The 14928-nt window shown below is 38.8% G+C and carries 14 protein-coding genes; all 14 read left to right on the top strand.

All coding sequences use genetic code 11. The annotated features are described in order from the left end of the window. Positions 1-2 precede the first annotated feature (2 nt). The 14 genes from E6X37_RS03365 to E6X37_RS03300 all read left to right on the top strand — a co-directional run bounded on the left by E6X37_RS03365 (position 3) and on the right by E6X37_RS03300 (position 14919). Positions 3-986: a 3'-5' exonuclease gene (locus E6X37_RS03365; protein ID WP_316689515.1), complete on the top strand. Its 984-nt coding sequence runs from the start codon at positions 3-5 to the stop codon at positions 984-986. A gap of 72 nt (positions 987-1058) precedes the next feature. Next, positions 1059-2450, top strand: coding sequence for an aminopeptidase (locus tag E6X37_RS03360; protein ID WP_174892315.1), 1392 nt, complete (start codon positions 1059-1061; stop codon positions 2448-2450). Positions 2451-2500: 50 nt separating this feature from the next. Continuing rightward, on the top strand, positions 2501-2875 hold the full coding sequence (locus E6X37_RS03355) for a hypothetical protein (RefSeq protein WP_060918816.1): 375 nt from the start codon (positions 2501-2503) through the stop codon (positions 2873-2875). 129 nt (positions 2876-3004) lie between these two features. Then, the gene (locus E6X37_RS03350) at positions 3005-3982 is read left to right on the top strand and encodes an ABC transporter substrate-binding protein (protein WP_174892314.1); all 978 of its coding nucleotides are present in this window, start codon (positions 3005-3007) and stop codon (positions 3980-3982) included. Positions 3983-4006: 24 nt separating this feature from the next. Continuing rightward, a complete protein-coding gene (locus E6X37_RS03345) occupies positions 4007-4987 on the top strand; it encodes an ABC transporter substrate-binding protein (RefSeq protein ID WP_060918818.1) in 981 nt (326 codons plus the stop codon). Positions 4988-4998: 11 nt separating this feature from the next. Further along, a complete protein-coding gene (locus E6X37_RS03340) occupies positions 4999-5871 on the top strand; it encodes an ABC transporter permease (RefSeq protein ID WP_004697183.1) in 873 nt (290 codons plus the stop codon). A 10-nt stretch (positions 5872-5881) separates the two neighbouring features. Further along, the gene (locus E6X37_RS03335) at positions 5882-6679 is read left to right on the top strand and encodes an ABC transporter ATP-binding protein (protein ID WP_004697427.1); all 798 of its coding nucleotides are present in this window, start codon (positions 5882-5884) and stop codon (positions 6677-6679) included. Between the two features lie 170 nt (positions 6680-6849). Beyond that, complete coding sequence (gene rpsO, locus E6X37_RS03330; protein ID WP_005386879.1) at positions 6850-7116, top strand: 30S ribosomal protein S15; 267 nt, start codon at positions 6850-6852, stop codon at positions 7114-7116. A 108-nt stretch (positions 7117-7224) separates the two neighbouring features. Beyond that, positions 7225-9294 carry a polyribonucleotide nucleotidyltransferase gene (locus E6X37_RS03325; RefSeq protein ID WP_174892313.1) on the top strand — a complete coding sequence of 690 codons (2070 nt, stop codon included), beginning with the start codon at positions 7225-7227 and terminating at the stop codon, positions 9292-9294. Positions 9295-9304: 10 nt separating this feature from the next. Next, positions 9305-9754 (top strand): dUTP diphosphatase, encoded by a 450-nt coding sequence (dut, locus tag E6X37_RS03320; RefSeq protein WP_060918820.1) that lies wholly within the window; start codon positions 9305-9307, stop codon positions 9752-9754. A gap of 145 nt (positions 9755-9899) precedes the next feature. Next, on the top strand, positions 9900-11525 hold the full coding sequence (locus E6X37_RS03315; RefSeq protein WP_174892311.1) for a class I SAM-dependent methyltransferase: 1626 nt from the start codon (positions 9900-9902) through the stop codon (positions 11523-11525). 8 nt (positions 11526-11533) lie between these two features. After that, positions 11534-12070 carry an NUDIX hydrolase gene (locus E6X37_RS03310; protein ID WP_174892310.1) on the top strand — a complete coding sequence of 179 codons (537 nt, stop codon included), beginning with the start codon at positions 11534-11536 and terminating at the stop codon, positions 12068-12070. A 129-nt stretch (positions 12071-12199) separates the two neighbouring features. Then, positions 12200-13372, top strand: coding sequence for a phosphopentomutase (locus tag E6X37_RS03305; protein WP_077708360.1), 1173 nt, complete (start codon positions 12200-12202; stop codon positions 13370-13372). 233 nt (positions 13373-13605) lie between these two features. After that, entirely contained in the window at positions 13606-14919 is a 1314-nt protein-coding gene (locus tag E6X37_RS03300; RefSeq protein WP_174892309.1) for an NCS2 family permease, read from the top strand. The last annotated feature ends 9 nt before the right edge of the window (positions 14920-14928 follow it).

Raw genomic sequence — 14928 nt, 5'->3', positions numbered from 1 at the left:
ATATGAACTATATTGTATTTGATTTAGAATGGAATCAACCTTATAGCAACGACATCAGCTTTATGAAGCGCACTAAAATGCCGCTGACAGGGGAAATCATTCAAATCGGAGCGGTAAAACTGAATGAAAAGATGGACATTATAGATCATTTTACAATGTTCATTAAACCTCAATACTTGCCACGTATGCATAAACATGTGCGCGAATTGACGGGCATAACTTCTCGTGAACTCGATCATGGTGTGCCGTTCAAGACGGCTATGCAATACTTTCAAAAATGGTGTGGTGATGAACACATGCTACTTTCATGGGGGTCAGACGATATTCTTATCCTACGAGAGAACCTTATGCTCCATAAGATGAAAGCATTATCTTATGATCAATGGGTCGATGCGCAGATGATTTATTCCTATCAACGATATGGAACAAGTCAGCAGTATTCTGTGGCTCATGCTATAGAGGATCTCAATATATCGACGGAGCATTTATCTGCTCACAATGCTTTGCATGATGCTGTCTTTACGGCTCATATATGTCAGACTCTAGATATTGCACAAGGGATTTTGTATTATGATCTAATTCGCAAGGAAAGTAACAATCCTTTCCTATATCCTCCTATTTTGACATTTTTTATGTATGAAAATTTCTCTGAGAAAAAACGTATTGTTCATGATAGAAGAGTACGTATGTCCTTCTGTCCGTACTGTCAAACTCGTTTAGAAATGACAAGACCTGAACGATTACAAGGGGATAAGCACTTAGCTATCGGAGTGTGTCCTAAACATGGCGATTTTGCGGTGCAACTTAAAGTTGGAAAATATACGATTAAGTCCGGTAGTTGTAAATTCTACATTACAAAGGTATTGACCCATTGTACGGATGAAATTCGTTCTCTATATACTCAGAAGTCTGAAATCAATCGCGAAAAAGAGCGAAAATATTTAGAATATCGCAGGGCGGAACTTGAAAAGGACCGCCAAAAATAATTTTGTAAACTTAGGTTCATCACTCTAAGTTGTACTAAATATTAGAGTGTGAATTTTTAGAAAGGATAGATTATGGAACGTAAATATGCATGGCATAATTATGATGATGCCACTATGGAAAAGGTATATGCTTTAAGTGATACATATCGTCAATTTTTAGATAATGGTAAAACAGAACGTGAATGCGTTGTGCAAGCTGTGGAATTGGCAGAAACAAAGGGCTATGTAAATCTAAATGACATTATTAAAAGCAATACGTCAATTAAAGCTGGTGATAAGATTTATTACACACATATGGATAAATCTATTGCTTTATTTAATATTGGTACTGATGATATCGAGTTGGGCATGAATATCTTGGGGGCTCATATTGACTCTCCACGTATTGACGTAAAACAAAATCCTCAATACGAAGATAGTAATCTTTTATTTTGGGACACTCACTATTATGGTGGTATTAAAAAGTATCACTGGGTTGCAATGCCACTTGCCATTCATGGTGTTGTGGTAAAAACAGATGGAACTCGTATCAATATTAATATTGGCGATAAAGAAACTGATCCTGTATTTTGTATTACTGACTTGTTGCCTCATTTAGGTCAAGAGCAAATGCAAAAGAATGCAGCTAAAGTAATTGAAGGGGAAGCTCTTGATTTACTCATCGGTAGCCGTCCAGTTAAAGACGAAGAAAAAGACGGGGTTACTAAGTTTATCAATACTCTTCTTGAAAAAGAATATGGTTTTGTTGAGCGTGACTTATTGTCTGCTGAATTAGAAATCGTACCAGCAGGTAAAGCTCGAGATATGGGCTTTGATCGTTCCATGGTAATGGCGTATGGTCAAGATGACCGCGTATGCGCGTATACATCCTTGGTGGCAATGCTTGAGGTTGATAATGTAAAGCGCACTACTTGTTGTTTACTCGTCGATAAAGAGGAAATTGGTTCTGTAGGTGCTACGGGCATGCAATCTCGTTTCTTTGAAAATGCAGTGGCTGAAATTTTAACACTTATGGGTAAACCTAACTCGGTGAGCGTGCGCCGTACGTTGGAAAAATCCCGTATGTTGTCCTCCGATGTAAGTGCAGGCTATGATCCACTCTATGCGTCTGCATATGAAAAGAAAAATGCTTCTTATCTTGGTATGGGTGTAGTATTCAATAAATTTACTGGCTCTCGTGGTAAAGCTGGTTCTAACGATGCCAATGCTGAGTACATGGGCTTTATCCGCCGTGTAATGGAGTCTAATAACGTAACTTATCAAACTGCTGAACTTGGTAAGGTAGACCTCGGTGGCGGCGGTACGATTGCGTACATCATGGCCCTTTATGGTATGAATGTCATCGATTGTGGTGTAGCCGTACTTAGTATGCATGCTCCTTGGGAGGTTACATCTAAGGCTGATATTTACGAGGCAAAACAATGCTACGTTGCATTCTTAAATGCGGCGGATGAAACAATCTAATGCGATGGGACTTTTGCCGATGGTGAAAGTCCATTCTATGTGAGGTATATATGAATCAAACAGATTTAGGTGCAGCTATTGAGGCGGCGAAGGGAGAGGCGACAGAGGTTAAGACCGTAAAGGTAGATATCTTTGACATCCCCGAAACGAAGGCTGAAGAGTATATTGCAAATCGAGAAGAAGTAGCAGAAGCGGCAGCACAAGTAATGAAACCATACTGTGTTACAGTAAAACGTGAAACCTTAGATGCTGAAGAAGGCGAAGCAGTGGTTGGCTATTATGTAACCGGTGAAATTTTGATGTGCGTTATCCTCGATCCCTTTGAAGTGCCGGTTATGAAGGTCGCTCTCGACAAAGGAACTCTTAAGGACTATATTTTAGCGGCAAATGAATTGACTGAGGATATGTTAGCATCGTTAGATTAATAGGTGGATTTCTTATTTTATTTTCGCATATATAAAAAATAAAATACTTTAACCTGCTACATTGATGTAGTAGATAAATTTGTTTATAATAAAAGTATTATAATCTTTGCAGATAGGAAGGAAATCCCCATGAACTTAAAAAAAGGTATTGCCCTAGCGCTCACGGCGGCAGCACTAATGGCGTTTACAGGCTGTGGCTCAAATGGAACTATATCGAATGGTGAATACAAAGTTGGTGTTGTACAATTGGTAGAGCATCCTGCATTAGATGCGGCAAATAAGGGTTTTGTTGATGCGCTAAAAGAAAAAGGTTTAGCAGAAAAGATTACTTTTGATCAACAAAATGCGCAAGCTGATCAATCTAATTTGAATAGCATTGCGCAGCGTTTCGTATCCGATCGGAAAAACTTGATTTTAGCAATTGCTACGCCAGCGGCTCAATCCATGGCGAATGCAACTCATGATATTCCAATCTTAGGTACAGCTATTACTGATTACGAGGCAGCTAAACTTGTTAAATCTAATCAAAAACCTGGCGGTAATGTGTCTGGTACATCCGACATGAATCCAGTAGAGCAACAAGTAGATTTAATTTTACAAGTAATGCCGAATGCGAAAACAATTGGCACTATTTATAGCTCTAGCGAAGTAAATTCTCAAATTCAAGTGGAGAAGATGAAAGCTTATGCGGCTACAAAAGGAATTAAAGTTGAAGAAGTTACAGTTTCTAATGTAAATGATATTCAACAAGCGGCACAAAACCTCGTATCTCAACGTGTAGATGCTGTATATGTACCAACAGATAATGTTGTAGCTTCTGCTATGAGCAATCTCGTAGCTATTACCGACCCAGCAAAAATTCCTGTATTTGGCGGTGAAGATAACCACGTGAAAGGTGGAGCCGTTATGTCCTTGTCTGTAGATTACTACAAGCTTGGTTACCAAACAGGCTTGATGGCAGCAAAAATTTTAACTGGCGAAGCTAAAGTTGAAGACATGCCTATCGAAATGCAGAAAGAATTTAAATTAGTTGTGGGGAAAGATAAATTAGAAAAATTGGGCATCACCTTACCAGAGGATTTGATGAACAAGGCGACTATGATTTAATACATAACTGGTAAGGAGTTATACATGAACTGGAAAAAAGGTATTGCAGTGGCACTTAGTGCCATTGCTGTTATGGCAATGGTAGCCGGTTGTGGTTCCAATACCGCAACTAATGACCAAAAAAAAATTGGTGTTATTCAATTAGTAGAACATCCATCTCTTGATGCTGCTAATAAGGGCTTCGTAGATGCTTTAGCGGCTAAAGGTTATAAAGATGGTCAAAATATTAAAATTGACCAACAAAATGCACAGGCTGACCAATCTAATTTGAACAGCATTGCACAACGTTTCGTATCTGATAAAAAAGATTTAGTATTAGCTATTGCAACACCTGCGGCTCAGACGATGGCAAATGCTTCTCATGACATGCCAATCATGGGTACAGCTATTACAGACTACGTGACAGCTAAACTCGTTCAATCTAATGAACGCCCTGGTGGTAATGTATCTGGTACATCCGACATGACACCTGTTGAAAAAGAGGTTGATCTTATCATAGCATTAGTACCGAACGTAAAGCGTATTGGTGCCATTTATACATCCTCTGAAATCAACTCCCAATTGCAAGTTGAAAAAATGAAAGCGTATGCTGCTACAAAAGGTATTACTGTCGTAGAGGCAACTGTTTCCAACGTAAATGATATTCAACAAGCAGCTACAAATCTTGTAAACCAAGATGTGCAAGCTATTTATACACCAACAGATAATGTATTAGCATCTGCTATGGCTAACTTGGCACAAATTACAGATGCTGCTAAAATCCCGGTATTTGCTGCTGATGAAGGCATGACAATGACTGGTGGCGTAGCAACATATTCTGTTGATTACTATCAATTGGGTTACCAAACAGGTTTAATGGCTGCAAAAGTTCTAGCTGGTGAAGCAAAAATTGCAGACTTAGCTATTGAGACACAAAAAGAGATTAAGTTAACTGTTAACGAAGAACGTGCTAAAAAATTGGGAATCACGATTCCTGAAGCTCTTCGTAAAGACATGAAACAATAGAGGAGATTTTAATGTTAGATTTAGTGGTAGGCACCATAACCACAGGCCTTTTATGGTCTTTGTTAGCGGTCGGCGTATTCATAACCTTCCGTGTATTAGATGTGGCTGACTTAACTGTGGAAGGTACGTTCCCAATGGGGGCGGCCATTTCCGCTATTTTAATTACAAGTGGTATGAATCCAATCCTTTCCATTTTACTTGCCGGTGTGGGTGGTATGATAGCAGGTGCTGTAACAGGCTGGATTCATACAAAATTGAAAATTCCTGCATTATTGGCCGGTATTTTGACAATGATTGCATTGTACTCTGTAAACCTTCACATCATGGGCAAAGCTAATGTATCTTTGCTTCGAATGGATACAATTTATACGATTCTTGGTGGATTTTTCCACACGCCGAATATGTGGTCTGCAGCCATCGTAGGTATTATCGTTGCTGTAGTTGTATGTTTGCTTTTATTTTGGTTCTTCGGTACCGAAATTGGTACAGCCTTACGTGCTACAGGTGTTAACCCTCAAATGATTCGCGCTCAAGGCGTAAATACTGATAATATGATCGTTCTTGGCCTTTTGATTTCCAATGGCTTTGTTGGTATGTCTGGGGCTCTTATCGGTCAATTCCAAGGCTTTGCTGATGTAGGCATGGGTATTGGTACCATCGTTATTGGTTTGGCTTCTGTAATCATTGGTGAAGTAGTATTTGGTACGAAATCCTTCGTACGCAGTCTCATCGCTGTAGTACTTGGTTCTATAGTATATCGTATCGTTATTGCTGCCGTTCTCTACATGGGTATGCCACCAAATGATTTGAAATTATTCACTGCAATTCTTGTTGCCATCGCGCTTTCCCTACCTACATTGAAAGCAAAATGGTTGGCTCGTTAAGGAGGACACTATGTTAGAAGTAAAAAATATGGTAAAAACCTTCTTTAAGGGCACAATTAATGAAAAGACTGCATTACAAGGCATCAACCTTCGTCTAGAAGAGGGTGATTTTTGTACTGTAATTGGTGGTAATGGTGCTGGTAAAAGTACTTTGCTAAACTCCATCGCCGGTGTATTTCCAGTAGATGAAGGATCCATTACAATTAATGAGATTGATGTGACAAAAATGCCAGAATACAAACGTGCTAAATACATTGGACGTGTATTCCAAGACCCTATGGTTGGTACTGCTGGTAATATGCAAATCGAGGAAAACTTGATTCTTGCTATGCGCCGTGGTAAAAGCTTAGGTCTTAAATGGGCTTTCAAAGATAGTGAACAAGCATTTTTCAAGGAACGTCTTGCATTATTAGGCTTGGGCCTTGAAGATCGTTTATCTGCTCGTATGGGCCTACTATCTGGTGGTCAACGTCAATCCATTACATTGTTAATGGCTACCATGCTTCGTCCAGAACTCTTATTATTGGATGAACATACTGCGGCACTTGACCCTAAGACTGCAGAAAATGTGTTGCAACTAACAGATAAACTCGTTGCAGAACATAATTTAACAACTCTTATGATTACCCATAATATGCGTGATGCATTGCGCTTTGGTAATCGCCTTATCATGATGGACGCTGGTCGTATCATTTATGATGTTAAAGGGGAAGAAAAGAAACAATTAACAGTTGCTGATTTACTTCAAAAGTTCGAAGTGGCTGGGGAAAATGCATTGAGCGACCGCATGGTACTTGGTGCAAAATAATAGAAGAGGGCGTAGACCCTCTTTTGTGTATTTATTGTATTTTTGCTTTACAACATAGGGCAGATACTGTATACTAAATTAGGTCGTAAGACATATCGTAAGCGAAGTATTCGATTCTCCAACGGTTACTTAGGCTTATCGGGATTATAATTTTTTAGGAGGTAACATTAATGTTAACTACAGAAGCTAAATTAGCAGTAATTAAAGAATACGCTACTCATGAAGGTGACACTGGTTCTCCAGAAGTACAAGTTGCGATTTTAACAAGCCGCATTCAATACTTAACAGATCACTTAAAAGAGCACAAAAAAGACCATCATTCCCGTCGTGGTTTGTTGAAATTGGTTGGTCAACGCCGTAACATGCTTGACTACCTTCGTCGTAAAGATATTGAACGTTACCGTTCTCTTATCGAACGCCTTGGTCTTCGTAAATAATAAAATTAGCCGTCCACTTGGACGGCTTTTTTTTGAATTGGCTATTTAGCCTTAATTGATATATAATTAGAAGGTATACATATAAGAAGATTTTTAGGAGGAATAGGAATGGAACAATTCCAAATGGACCTAGCTGGTCGTACTTTTACGATTGAGACTGGGGAACTTGCAAAACAAGCTGGCGGTGCCGTAATGATTGGCTATGGCGATACTCGTGTACTCGTTACTGCTACAGGCTCTAAAGAGGCGAAGGATATCGATTTCTTCCCACTTACAGTAGACTATGAAGAAAAAATGTATGCGGTTGGTCGTTTACCAGGGGGCTTCATTAAACGTGAAGCGCGTCCACCTGAGTCTGCGATCTTGAATAGCCGTTTGATTGACCGTCCTATTCGTCCATTATTTGATAAAGGTGTACGTAACGAAGTACACGTAGTAGCAACAGTTATGTCAGTGGACCAAGATTGTGATCCAGCCATTTGTGGTATGATTGGCGCTTCCGCCGCATTGTCTATTTCTGATGTTCCTTGGAATGGTCCTATTGCAGGCGTTCGTATGGGACGTATCAATGGTGAATTTGTTGTAAATCCAACGAAAGCACAATTAGAAGAAACAGATCTTAATATCGTTGTGGCTGGTACTAAAGATGCTATCCTCATGGTTGAAGGTGGCGCTGAAGAAGTACCGGAAGATATCATTCTTGAAGTTATCATGGCAGCTCACGAAGAAATCAAAAAAATCGTAGCATTCCAAGAAGATATGACTGCAAAAGTAGGTAAGGAAAAACGCGTATTTGAATGTAAAGATGTTCCTGTTGAAATCAGTGATGCAGTTCGTGCCTATGGTCATGATAAACTTGATGCTGCAGTTCGTTGTGCAGATAAACAACAACGCGATGCACAAGAAAGCGAAGTACGTTCAGATGTATTAGCTCACTTTGAAGAAATCTATCCAGATAACTTGGCTGATGTAAATAAAGCATTTGATGCAATGACAAAAGAAATCGTGCGTCATATGATTACTGTTGAAAAAATCCGTCCAGATGGTCGTCAACTTGATGAAGTTCGTCCAATCTCTTGCCGTACAGGCGTATTACCTCGTACTCATGGCTCTGGCTTGTTTACACGTGGCCAAACTCAAGTGTTGAATGTCACAACAGTAGCGCCTTTATCCGAAAAACAAACCATCGATGGTCTTGGTGTTGAAACTGAAAAACGTTATATTCATCATTATAATTTCCCATCTTTCTCCGTTGGCGAAACTCGCTCTTCTCGCGGTCCTGGTCGTCGTGAAATCGGTCATGGTGCATTGGCTGAACGCGCGTTGGTGCCTGTGATTCCGAGCGAGGCAGACTTCCCATATGCGTTGCGTTTAGTATCTGAAGTATTGGAATCGAATGGTTCTAGCTCCATGGCGTCCGTATGTGGTTCTACATTGTCTTTGATGGATGCTGGGGTACCTATTAAAGCTCCTGTAGCAGGTATTGCTATGGGTCTTGTAACTCAAGGGGAACATTATACAATTTTAACTGACATTCAAGGCATGGAAGATGCTCTTGGAGATATGGACTTTAAAGTTGCTGGTACAGCTAAAGGCGTAACAGCAATTCAAATGGATATCAAGATTTCCGGATTATCCCGTGAAATCCTTCAAGAAGCATTAGAACAAGCTCACAAAGGCCGCATGCATATCATGGGTATCATGCTTGATACAATTGCTGAACCACGTCAAGAAATGTCTCAATACGCTCCACGTATTATTACAATGAAAATTGATCCTGATAAGATCCGTGACGTAATCGGTTCTGGCGGTAAAGTAATCCGCAGTATCATCGAAGAAACAGGCGCTAAAATTGACATCGAAGATGATGGTACAGTATTTATCGCTTCTGTAGAACAAGAAGGGGCTGCGAAAGCTCAAGAAATCATCACTAACCTTACTAAAGAGGTTGAAGTAGGTGAAGTATACCTTGGTAAAGTAACTCGTTTAATGGCCTTTGGCGCATTCGTAGAGGTATTACCAGGCAAAGAAGGTCTTGTACATATTTCCAAACTTGCAAAAGAACGCGTTGAAAATGTAGAAGACGTAGTAAGTGTAGGGGATGAAATCATGGTAAAAGTTATCGAGATTGATAAACAAGGCCGTGTAAACTTGTCCCGTAAAGATTGTTTAAAATAAGAGGTGTTACATGGATATTCGTGGCTTTGAAGTAGTTTCTGCTTTTGAAGAACAAGATATCAACTTACCAACACGTAAAACAACTGAAAGCGCAGGTTATGATATTGAATGTGCTGAAGCTGTTACTTTAGAACCTGGTCAAGTGGTTTTGGTGCCAACGGGTATTAAAGCTTTTATGGCATACGATGAATATCTTGCCATTCATATTCGTTCTAGCATGGCTATTAAACGACATCTGGCACTTGTGAATAGTACAGGTATCATTGATAGTGATTACTACAACAATGAGGATAATGAAGGTCATATTATGATTGCCCTTCTTAACTTTGGCAAAGAAACAGTTACCCTTGATAAAGGCGAACGCGTTGCTCAAGGTATATTCTCTAAATACCTTATTACAAACGATGATGATGCCACAGGTGTAAGAACTGGTGGTATTGGAAGCACAGGGACTATGTAAATAATATATGGTTTTGTATAAATTAGTAAAAACCGCTCAACTTTGTTGGGCGGTTTTTGTGTGTTAATTAATCTCTTCAGCTATAATTCTTTTACATAATACTATATAATAATTATTATAGTTAGTAGAAAATTCGGGAGGCTTTATGAAACAGGAGTCTAAACATAAAAAGAACGTAGGTACATCAGTTATGGGTAATGATATTGAGACTACACAAAATACTATGCATGTATTGGATGAGAACAAGATACTTAAAAAGAGTTATGAAGATGTAGTATATATCTCTCAACCTTTTGGGGCGACCTCGTTGAACACTTTAGCAGCACGAGCTTTGTTATTTGGATTAAACCCAGTGCCTTTAAAAAAGGCTCGTGTCCTTGAGCTCGGATGTTCTTTTGGTGGAAACATTATTTCTCAAGCTTTATATTACCCTGAAGCGTCCTTTACGGGCATCGATCTATCGTCTTCGCAGATTGAGATGGGGAATGAATTGATTGCGTCGATGGGACTTACCAATATACATTTAATAGAGAAGGATATTCTAGATATTGATGAATCATTCGGCACTTTTGACTATATTATTGTACATGGGATTTGGTCTTGGGTTCCGGATGTGGTAAAAGATAAAATTCTATCTATCTGTAATAAGAATTTATCTGACAACGGTGTAGCTTATGTATCGTATAATACCTATCCTGGATGGAAACGATTAGAACAGTATCGAGAAATTATGCAATATGCAGAGCAAAAAGAGCTAGAGATGCCGTTGATGGAACGAACTCTATATACCAAGAATATATTGAAGCTCGTAGCTGATACGATGGGGTTAGATAATCGGATAAGTCAAAAAGCGAGCTATAAAATTGATAACATCCAAAATGTGTTAAGCTCTAACGATTATTATGTGGCTCATGAATATTTAGAGCCTTTTAATGATCCTGTATATATACATGAATTTATAAAACGTGCCAATGATCAAGGTTGTGTATATATTGGGGATGTATTTCTTTCACGATCTTTTATAAGTTGGTTACCAGAGGATATTCACGATAATATAGCTCAATTGGCAAATGATGATTATATTGCAAAAGAGCAATATTATGATTACATTTATGATACGCAGTTTAGAATGTCCCTATTAACGAAAGAGAAACATAGTAAAAAGATTGTTCGCAATGAACGAGTTAGTATAGATGTATTATCAAAATTATATTATTGCAGCGTTGTTAATACAGGTATTCCTTCCAATATGACGGATAGTATCCATATTGCTATTAAAGAGGTTATGGATCGGGGTGATATATTTACTGTTCAGGATATAGTAGATCATATACATAGAAAGCTACCTGGTTATACTATAGAAATGGACAGAGTTTATTCTCGTTTACTATATTTAATCATTGTAGATAATCTTGATATGTATGCCGAACCATATGAAAGAGTTGCTTTTGAAGATAATAAGGTGTATATACCTCAACGTTTTATAGATTTTATTTCTACTATAGTAGAAAAGGAGGGCAGCTCCTATATTGGTATAGGCGACATGTATAATAAAGTACAACAAGATATAGATAATGGATTTCTTTTTGTAATAAAGCAAATGGTGGAGCCTACAACAAGAGAAAAGATTCTTGCTATTATGGATGACAATATTACAGTTCAGCGTCATACGCGGGATAATATTGATTTTATTGTTCCTAATAAAGTGTACTTAGAGGAAATTTTACAACGTATAAGAAGGCTCGGGTTTTTACATAAAATAGAAGATTAGAGGTATATATGGCAATTAGTAAGGAAATACAGAAGTCTAGTGAAGTGAAATTTGATGGTAAATTGATTCAAGTTACCTATGATATTGCCGATGTAAATGGCAAAGATGCATGGCGTGAAGTGGTGCATCATCCTGGAGCTACCGCTATTGTGGCGGTAACAGAGGATAATAAGATCGTTATGGAACGTCAATTTAGATATGCTTTGCAGCAGCCATTACTGGAGGTACCTGCAGGAAAACTAGATCCAAATGAAGAACCCATTGTTTGTGCTAAACGGGAGCTTGCTGAGGAAACAGGCTATCGTGCAGCTCAATGGATCTCACTAGGGACTATTGCTACGAGTCCTGGTTTCTGTAATGAAGTATTACATTTATATCTTGCTAAGGAGCTTACCATGGGGGAAACTAATTGGGATCCTGATGAATATGTAGAGTTAGAATACTATACTTTACCGGAACTATTGGAGGTTATCAAGAATGAGACTATTAAGGATAGCAAATCTTTGGCGGCTCTTATGCTTGCTATGCCATACCTTAAGTCATAAATTATATAATTTACCACTTTTTACCTTATAGATTTTTACTAACTCATGTTTATGAGTTTAATTGTAATCTGATACAAAATATTTTCACATTATATGAGTAAATAATCTTATATAAGTTTAGGAGTACATATGTATAATCGAATTATTCTACTAGTAATGGATAGTGTCGGTATAGGGCATGCAGCCGATGCGATTAAATTCGGCGATGAAGGTTCGAATACATTAGGACATATCGAAGCTGTAGCAGGACCTATTCGCTGTCCAAATTTAAAATCCATAGGTTTAGCTAATATTGCCGATATTTCAGCGTTTGATGAGCCTGTTATTGGTGCTTATGGTCGTATGGCTGAAACGAGTTCCGGCAAAGATACGACAAGTGGTCATTGGGAGATGATGGGGCATCCTGTAACGGTACCATTTCCGACATTTTATGAAGGATTTCCGAAGGAACTGATGGATACTTTCACAAAAGAAACGGGATATGGATTTCTTGGTAATGAGGTAGCCTCTGGAACAGAAATTATTGAACGCCTCGGAGAAGAACATATAAGAACAGGTAAGCCAATCGTTTATACATCGGCGGATTCTGTCTTTCAAATTGCTGCTCATGAGGATATCATTCCTTTAGAAGAGTTGTATCGCATGTGTCAAATTACACGCGATAAGGTATGTGTCGGTGATTATTATGTGGGGCGCATCATAGCTCGGCCTTTTGTTGGTACACCAGGGCATTTTGTACGTACTTCAAATCGTCATGACTATAGTCGCATGCCTGAAAAGAAAATGGTGCAACAAGAGTTACAAGACGCAAACATTTCGACAGTGGCAGTTGGCAAAATCGGCGATATTTATGCTCATGTTGGCTGGGATGCATCATATCCGACAAAGTCTAACGCGCATGGTATGAACGTAGTTCCTTATCTATTGGGCCAAAGCTTTGCACGGGGGTTCATGATGGTCAACCTTGTTGAATTTGATAGTCTGTACGGTCATCGGCGTAATGTAGAAGGATATAAGCGTGCTATTGAAGACTTTGATTACCAATTAGGTGGTTTGTTGGACTTGCTTAAAGATGACGATTTACTTCTCATCACCGCAGATCATGGAAATGATCCGACTTGGAAAGGTACAGATCATACGAGAGAAATGGTGCCTTTGCTAGCTTATAGTCCAAGTATGAGTCATTCAGTAGCTTTGGGTGATAGACATAGTTTTGCAGATATAGGGGAAACCATATTGCAAAACTTTGGATTGAAACAATGGGGGATTGGGACTTCATTTTTAGATTCTCTGAAGGGATAGATCTAGATTTTATATTTATGTAGAGTTGAATAGCTTTACATTATTGATTTTATAAATAATTACATATGCGAAATACTGCAGTATATATTTACTTTAATTGAGTTAAATACATACTGCGGTATTTTTTTATAGAGTAGATTTTAATAAAAAACAGGAAATTCTTACTTATATGTGGAAATATATAAGTATAAAAGAATACACCCATAATCGTAAGTACGAGAGGAGGAATCATTATGAGAGAACAAGTACAAGGTAGTGTATGGGACAAAGTATTCAAGATTTCAGAACGGGGCTCATCCGTATCGAGAGAGTTATTTGCGGGGGCCACTACATTTCTTTGCATTTCTTATGTATTAGCTGTAAATCCTGCTATTCTTGGCGCTGCCGGTATGGATGTAGGCGCCGTATTCACGGCAACGGCTGTTAGTGCTATTATTATGACATTATTGCTAGCTTTATATAGCAATATGCCATTCGCCGGCTTATCTGGTATGGGTATCAATGCATTTTTTGCTTACACTATTGTGGTCCAAATGGGACATAGCTTTGCCTTTGCGTTAACGGCTCAATTAATCGCAGGTTTAGCATTTTTACTAATCGCAGTTACACCGTTAAAAGAATATCTGTTTAATGCCATACCGCATACGATTAAATTGGCTGTAACAGCGGGCATCGGCTTGTTTATCGCTCTCATTGGTCTTAGTAGTGCAGGACTTATCGTCAGCAATCCTGCTACTATTGTGAGCATTGGGGACTTACAGGCGCCATCTAGCTTGATATCCATTTTGGGAATCATATTAATCGCCGTTTTTACGGGGCGCAATGTAAAAGGAGGAATATTTCTAGCCGTTATAATTGCTGCGGTTGTTGGGTTCTTCTGTGGGATTACAAAGTTGCCGTCGACGATATTTTCTATGCCACCATCGTTGGCACCGATTTGGTTTCATTATGATATGAGCGAACTTTTATCTGTAGATATGGTTTTTGTGGCCTTTACGTTCTTGTTCGTTAATTTATTTAATGTAGTTGGCGTATTGATTGGTCTTACAAATCAAGCTGAGGTGCCTCAAGATAAACAGTTGGGTGTACAAAGCTCTTGTATGAAAGTATCTGCATTAGGCACTATCATTGGTAGTGCACTAGGTACATCTCCTCACATTGTAGCTGTTGAATCGGCAGCGGGTATCGCAGAAGGCGGCCGTACAGGCTTGACCGCTTTAACCATTGCAGGACTCTTTATAGCATCCTTATTTTTAGCGCCGTTACTCATGGTTATTCCTGTAGCGGCTACTGCTCCGGTACTTATCGTAGTAGGTCTATTTATGATGGCCTCTGTTAAAGATATAAACTTCGGTGATATTTCTGAAGGATTACCAGCATTCTTAACTATAATTATGATGCCTTTTGCTTATTCCATAGGTGTAGGTATTGAATGGGGTCTCATCAGTTATGTATTAATTAAGGTTCTGACTGGGAAATATCGAGATGTTTCTGGTGTCATGTATTTCTTGGCGCTCATTTTCATTTTGAAAGAAATCTTTATGTAAGGAGGATCC

Origin of the sequence: Veillonella parvula, from assembly GCF_032550495.1 — a bacterium.
Classification (GTDB): domain Bacteria; phylum Bacillota; class Negativicutes; order Veillonellales; family Veillonellaceae; genus Veillonella; species Veillonella parvula_G.
This window is presented reverse-complemented; position numbering and strand designations above follow the sequence as displayed.